The following is a 6,109-nucleotide window of genomic DNA, read 5'->3' as shown; positions in this document are numbered from 1 at the left end:
CGAAAATATCGTTATGACAACAGGAGCCGCTTCAGCTCTTAACTGTGTTTTTAAGGCAATCCTAAATCCTGACGATGAAATTATTGTTCCGTCTCCATTTTTTGCTGAATACCGCCACTATACAAAAAATCACGGCGGCATTTTAATCGAAGTTCCATCAAAAGAAGATTTTTCTCTTGATTTACAGGCAATTAAATCAAAATTAAGTGCAAAAACTGCCGCTGTTTTAATCAATAATCCTAACAATCCGACAGGAAAGATTTATTCAAAAGAGCAGATTAAAGAACTTGCTTCAATTCTTAACGAAAATAAGGCAAAAACAGGCCGTGTAACATACCTTATCTGCGACGAGCCTTACCGTGCAATTGTTTATGACGGTGCAGAAGTTGCTCCTGCTTTCCAGCTTTACGAAAATACAGTAATTGTCTCTTCATTTGCAAAAGATTTAAGCGTTCCAGGCGAGAGAATCGGTTATGTTGCAGTAAATCCTGCTTCCGATAATCCTGAAGAATTTGTCAAGGCAGTTTCTTTTGCGCTGCGTGTTTTAGGCTGCGTAAATGCACCGGCTTTCTTCCAGAAGGTTATCGCAAAATCGTGGGATGCTCAGGTTGATTATACAAGCTACAAAATACGTCGCGATAAACTTATGGCTGTTCTGGACAAGGCCGGAATCAAATATCACAGACCGGAAGGTGCTTTCTACCTTTTCTGTAAAGTACCGCAAAATTTTAACGGCGACGACGGAGAATTCTGTGACCACTTAAAAAAACACCTTATCTTAGCCGCTCCTGGAGCAGGTTTTGGAGGTAAGGGCTGGTTCAGATTAGCATACTGTGTTTCAGAAAAAACAATCGTGAATTCAGAAAAAGCCTTTTGCGAAGCAATGGAGGATATAAAATGAAAATAATGATGGTAAGTGCGGAAGCTGTTCCTTTCGCAAAAACAGGCGGTCTTGCTGATGCTGTTTCTGCTCTTGCAGGAAATCTTTCGCTTTTAGGTCACGACGTTAAAATCGTAATGCCGCGATACTACAAAATAGACCGCAAAAAGCTTACTGCTCTTGAAGGTCCTCTTGGTGTTCCGGTTGGAATGGGGCAGGAATGGACCGAAGTTTACAAAGCTCCTCTTCCAGGATTTCCTAAAGTCGAAGTTTATTTTTTAGATCACGAAAACTGTTTTGGCCGCGACGGTGTTTACGGCACAAAGCTTGAACCTGATTTTTTTGACAATCCTTACCGTTTTGCTCTTCTTTGCCATGGCGCTTTCCAGGTATGTAACAAACTCCAGTGGTTCCCGGATATCGTTCATGCCCATGACTGGAGTGCAGGTTTAGCTCCTGTTTTGTTAAAACATGTCTGCAGAAGCCAGAGCGCTTTTTCTCATACAGCAAGTGTTTATACAATCCACAATATGGGTTATCAGGGCGTTTACGGAAAAGAAAAATTCACTGACCTTGGAATCGACTGGGGATTGTATTACGGAGCAGGCTTTGAAAGGAACGGCGCAATCAATCACCTTCAGGCAGGAATTTCCTGTGCCGATATGGTAACGACAGTTTCTCCGACTTACGCACACGAAATTCAGACTACAGAAGGCGGATTCGGGCTCGACGGTCTTTTACGGGTAAGGTCTGATGTTGTGCGCGGTATCGTAAACGGTGTCGATGTTTCTACATGGAATCCAAAAACAGACAAAGAACTTCCTGCAACCTACAGCGTTTCAAACATGAAAGGCAAGGCAGAATGTAAAAAAGCACTTCAGGAAGCATTTGGCCTTGAAGTAAATCCGGACATTCCTTTAATCGGCATGGTCGGCCGTCTTGTAAGTCAGAAAGGTATTGCAGAAGTATTTGCCCCGACTTACGGTTCAATCTACAGCATCTGCCGCGACATGAAAGTTCAGTTTACAATAATCGGAACGGGCGAAAAATGGTGTGAAGACGAAATCAATAACCTTCAGTCAAAACTTCCGAATCTAAGGGCAAAAATCGGATATTCAGAAAGCTTAAGCCATCTTGTCGAAGCAGGTTCAGATTTCTTCTTAATGCCTTCACAGTACGAACCGTGCGGCTTAAACCAGATGTATTCTGAGCTTTACGGAACTCTTCCAATCGTACGTCGTACAGGAGGTCTTGCCGATACGGTCGAAAATTACAATCAGGAAACAGGTGAGGGAACAGGCTTTATGTTTGATTCTCTTACTCCAGGTGCAATCTACGATACTGTAGGCTGGGCTGTATGGGCTTACTATAACCGCAAAGACCATATCAAAAAGATGCAGAAAAAGGCAATGAGCCAGGATTTTACATGGAAAGCAAGCTGCGAAAGATATGTTGAAGTCTATAAAGAAGCTCTTGCACGAGGCTGCGGAATTTAACTGAATATAGTCTTATTGACAGATAAATATTTTTAAAATAGTATTGAACTATTATAGGAGATTTTTATGAAAAAGATTTCTATTATTTGTGCAACTGCACTTTCGGCTTTACTGTTATCATGTGGTTCTACAAAAAATGTAGAAGGCTCTGGTATCAAAGGTGAAGCAGCTAAAGTTCAGAAGAACAGTGTTTTCATCGTAGACTATCAGGGAGCCTCATTCGGTTCAGAAATTCCAAAATGGGTAGTTGAAGTAGCAAACGGAAACTATTCAGCTGAATATCTTCAGACAATCATGCCGGGAGTTCAGGGCAAAAAAACATTCGTTACAATCGCCCGCGGTGACAATCTTGATTTCACCAAGGAATGGACTGACCTTGTTGATGTAGAAGTTCAGGTTGGTGACCAGATGCAGCGTGTTGTTGGTAAAGCTGTTTCTGCCGCACAGAAAGGCCGCTCAAAGCAGACTGGTGATGAAAAAGATCCAACTCAGCTTGAACAGGAACTTAACATGTACAAACAGGCAGTTTCTGCAGTAGAACTTAATGGTCTTGAAAAAATTGCTTCTTACTGGATTCAGAAAGAAGTAAAAACTGCTAAAGATTCAAAAGAATCTAAAGTCTACTACGAATACTATGCAGTCTGGGGCATGAACCAGAAACTCTATGACACTCAGATTAAAAATGCCATGGACAGCGTTACAGACAACACTGATGAAGGAAGAGCACTTAAATCAGCTCTTTCACAGAAACTTCAGAACATGATGGTTTCTGCAAATGTTGCTGAAATTAACGAAGAAGTTTCAGAATATTAATTTTTTCTGATTAACAGCAAAAGCTCCGGTTCAGGCCGGAGTTTTTTTTATACAACATTATTTCTTTATAAAATTGAATAATCAAAATTCTGTGGATAAAATCTGCTCATTCTGATAAAATAATTTATTAAAAATGGAGTAATTATGTCAGAAGAATTAGAGACAAATGCAGATAAAATTTTAGCTTCAGCCATGAAAATGAGCGAAAAAATCGAAGCTGATATTCTTGTAAACCCGCAGAAATATCGTGTACTTACAGGTGACCGTCCGACAGGCCGGCTTCACATCGGGCATTATTTCGGCTCCCTTAAAAACCGTGTGCGCCTTTCAAAACTTGGCGTTCCAACCATGATTCTTATAGCTGACTATCAGGTTTTAACCGATCACGATGCATTCGATAAAATCAGTCAGAATACAAAAGAGCTTGTAATCGACTATCTTGCAGCCGGAATTGAGCCTGGCGAAAATGTATGTATTTATCCGCACAGCCATGTTCCTGAAGCAAACCAGCTTATGGTTCCGTTTTTAACCCTTGTTTCAAATGCCGAACTTGACCGTAATCCTACCGTAAAGGACGAAATTCAGAAATCAACTGTTCCGCTTAATGCCGGAATGTACACTTATCCTGTTCATCAGGCTGTTGATATTCTTTTCTGTAAAGGAAATGTTGTTCCTGTCGGTAAAGATCAGCTTCCTCATCTTGAAATTGCACGCGTAATTGCACGCCGTTTTAACAATAAATTCTGTAAAGGCAGTGAACCTGTATTTCCTGAGCCGCACGCACTTCTTTCAAAAACTCCTATGATTATGGGGCTTGACGGCAGCGCGAAGATGAGCAAATCTCTCGGAAACACAATCATGCTTTCTGCAACCGAAGATGAAACTGCAAAACTCATTAAAAAGGCAAAAACTGACCAGGAACGTCATATTTCTTATGATCCTGTTAACCGCCCTGAAGTTGCAAACCTTCTCCGTATTATCTCTCTCTGTACTGGAGAAGAACCGGAAGCAATTGCAGAACGCATTGGTGACGGCGGCGGCGGTATGCTCAAAGCAACTTTAACAGAAGCCTTGAACGAGCATTTGAAACCTCTGCGTACAAAACGTGCAGAACTTGAACAGCAGCCGGAACTTATCAAAAAAGTTCTGAATGAAGGTGTTGAAAAGGCCCGCGAAATTGCACAGAAAACTTTAGTTGAAGTCCGTCATGTAATGAATATGGAGATATAATCTATGAACAGCATGACAGGTTACGGTTTTAAGGAAACTGTTGTTGATAACACTCAAATCAGCGTAGAAATAAAATCTGTGAATAACCGTTTTCTGGATTTAAATATAAATCTTCCGTATTTCTTAAATCCGCTTGAGCAGAAGGTTCGCCGTCTTGTTTCAGAAAAAATTGTCCGCGGAAAGATTGATGTAACAATCCGCGTAAAAGACATGAATTCTACTGCAAAAGTAAGTGCTGATCCTCAGGCTGCTCTTATGTATGCCGAAGCAATTGGTCAGATAGCTAAAGCTTTAGGTAAAAATTCATCTGATGTGTCTCTTTCGTTGATTGTCGGTCAGGAAGGGGTTCTTAATATTACTCATGAATACGATGCAGAAAGTTACTGGAATAAAATCGAAGGTATTTTTACTGAAGTATTTGAGCAGTTTATTTCTGACCGCAGGCGGGAAGGTGAAAATCTTAAAAAAGACCTGCTTTCAAAGCTTTCTGTTCTTGATTCCTGTGCTGACTTTTTTAAAGAATGGCAGCCTAAAATGGAGCAGAAGTTTAAGGAGCAGATTTCTGCACGTTTTAACGAACTTTTAGGTGACAGTGTTGACGAAAACCGCATCATGACTGAAGTTGCAGCTATGATGGTAAAATACACCATAAACGAAGAAATCATCCGTCTGCACAGTCACCTTGCGGCAATGCGTAAAGAATTTAACGAAAATCCTGTCCCGGGTAAGCGTATTGATTTTATCTGCCAGGAAGCAAACCGCGAAATCAACACAATCGGAAGTAAAAATCAGTTCACGGAAGTAGGTGAGCAGGTAATCAACGCAAAAGACGCACTGGAAAATATCCGTGAACAATCTAAGAATGTTGAGTAACTGGAAGCAAAATTACATCCGTGTAATTCTGCTTCCAACGAGAAAATTCTGTTCACCTGAAGGTAAACAGAATTTTCTCTCTTGGCTTTTACGCGGCATCCATGCCGTGCATTTGGAGGATAAATGTATAAACTTAAAAAAGAACTTCGCGTGGCGATTTCGGGAAAGTCCGGCTGTGGAAATACAACTGTTTCTACTATGCTTGCAGAAAAGCTTGGAATTAAGCTGATTAATTACACTTTCCGCCAGCTGGCATCCGAAAAGGGAATGACTTTAGCTCAGGTAATTGAAAATGCTAAAACTGATGACAGCTACGATGTTGCTGTTGATACACATCAGGTTGCACTGGCACAGGCAGAATCCTGTGTCCTTGGCAGCCGTCTTGCAATCTGGATGTTAAAAGAAGCTGATGTAAAAGTTTACTTAATCGCAAGTGATGATACCCGTGCAAAGCGGATTTTAAATCGTGAAGGCGGTGATTTACAGCAGATTAAAGATTTTACAGCAATGCGTGACCGTGAAGATTCTGCACGATATATGAAGCTTTATCAGATTGACAATAACGAGTATGAGTTTGCCGACCTTAAAATCGATACAGCAACCCGTACACCTGAAATGATTGTTGACTTAATTCTTGATTATCTGGAGAAAAAAGGATTTATCGGAAAGATTTAATTTTTAATAAAATGATTCGGAATAGACTTTCAGTTTATTCCGATTTTTTTTGCCTGAATTGAATTATACTTTTTTGAACAAAAAAAAATCCTGAGTGCAAAACTCAGGATTTTAAGCGGCAGAAGGGAGTCGAACCCTCGTC

At 40.6% G+C, this 6,109-nt stretch carries 6 protein-coding genes; all 6 read left to right on the top strand.

Annotated elements, in window-relative coordinates; translation table 11 throughout:
* On the top strand, positions 1-901 hold a 901-nt coding region (locus ACKI5B_RS06990; RefSeq protein WP_407427188.1), incomplete at its 5' end, for a pyridoxal phosphate-dependent aminotransferase.
* Positions 898-2,376, top strand: a complete 1,479-nt coding sequence (locus ACKI5B_RS06985; RefSeq protein WP_407427186.1) for a glycogen synthase — start codon at positions 898-900, stop codon at positions 2,374-2,376. The genes ACKI5B_RS06990 and ACKI5B_RS06985, both read left to right, overlap by 4 nt.
* Before the next feature lie 66 nt (positions 2,377-2,442).
* Positions 2,443-3,189 (top strand): hypothetical protein, encoded by a 747-nt coding sequence (locus ACKI5B_RS06980; RefSeq protein ID WP_407427184.1) that lies wholly within the window; start codon positions 2,443-2,445, stop codon positions 3,187-3,189.
* A 144-nt stretch (positions 3,190-3,333) separates the two neighbouring features.
* A complete protein-coding gene (trpS, locus tag ACKI5B_RS06975) occupies positions 3,334-4,419 on the top strand; it encodes a tryptophan--tRNA ligase (protein WP_407427182.1) in 1,086 nt (361 codons plus the stop codon).
* Positions 4,420-4,422: 3 nt separating this feature from the next.
* Positions 4,423-5,292 (top strand): YicC/YloC family endoribonuclease, encoded by an 870-nt coding sequence (locus ACKI5B_RS06970; protein ID WP_407427180.1) that lies wholly within the window; start codon positions 4,423-4,425, stop codon positions 5,290-5,292.
* Positions 5,293-5,415: 123 nt separating this feature from the next.
* Positions 5,416-5,967, top strand: a complete 552-nt coding sequence (gene cmk, locus ACKI5B_RS06965; protein WP_407427178.1) for a (d)CMP kinase — start codon at positions 5,416-5,418, stop codon at positions 5,965-5,967.
* Positions 5,968-6,109 lie beyond the last annotated feature (142 nt).

Source organism: Treponema sp. (assembly GCF_045657965.1).
GTDB lineage: Bacteria > Spirochaetota > Spirochaetia > Treponematales > Treponemataceae > Treponema_D.
Note: the sequence above shows the minus strand (reverse complement) of the source record. Positions and strands in the feature narration are given on the sequence as shown.